Annotated in this window: 1 protein-coding gene; it reads left to right on the top strand. The window is 66.9% G+C overall.

The genetic code is table 11. From position 1 onward, the window contains the following. Positions 1–34 precede the first annotated feature (34 nt). On the top strand, positions 35–441 hold a 407-nt coding region (locus A6V37_RS41870), incomplete at its 3' end, for a hypothetical protein (protein ID WP_208607884.1).

The raw sequence follows: 441 nt of genomic DNA, 5'->3' as shown, positions 1-441 counted from the left end.
GGTTGACAAGGATACGGGTGGACAGGGAGGGGGGATGAGGAACGTAGAAGGGAGGAGAAGAGAGGCAGAAGTGGAAGGAGGGAGCGTAGCAGAAAGAAAAACGAGGGAGGAGAGGGGGAAGGGGAAGCGGGGGAGGGGGAGATGGTGCGGTGGAGGGCAGGGGGTAGGGCGAGCAGGAGAGAGGGAGGAGAGGGGAGAGAAAAGGGGGAAGGAGGAGGGGGAGAAGGGGAAGGGGAGGGGAAGGAAAAGAGGGGAGGAGAGGGAAAAGGGGCAGGGGGGCGAGGACAGAGGGAGGCAGGCCGCGGGGGAGGAAAGGAACGCACGGCGCAACCCCACCACGCGACAGCCGCGACACGGACGTCAGCGGGCAGGCCGGACCGCCCCGTCGCTGCTCGGTGTCGCGCACGGTCCCGCCCATGGCCACGTACGGAGACAGCCCAA

The sequence above is a fragment of the Paraburkholderia ginsengiterrae genome, assembly GCF_001645125.1.
Classification (GTDB): domain Bacteria; phylum Pseudomonadota; class Gammaproteobacteria; order Burkholderiales; family Burkholderiaceae; genus Paraburkholderia; species Paraburkholderia ginsengiterrae.
This window is presented reverse-complemented; position numbering and strand designations above follow the sequence as displayed.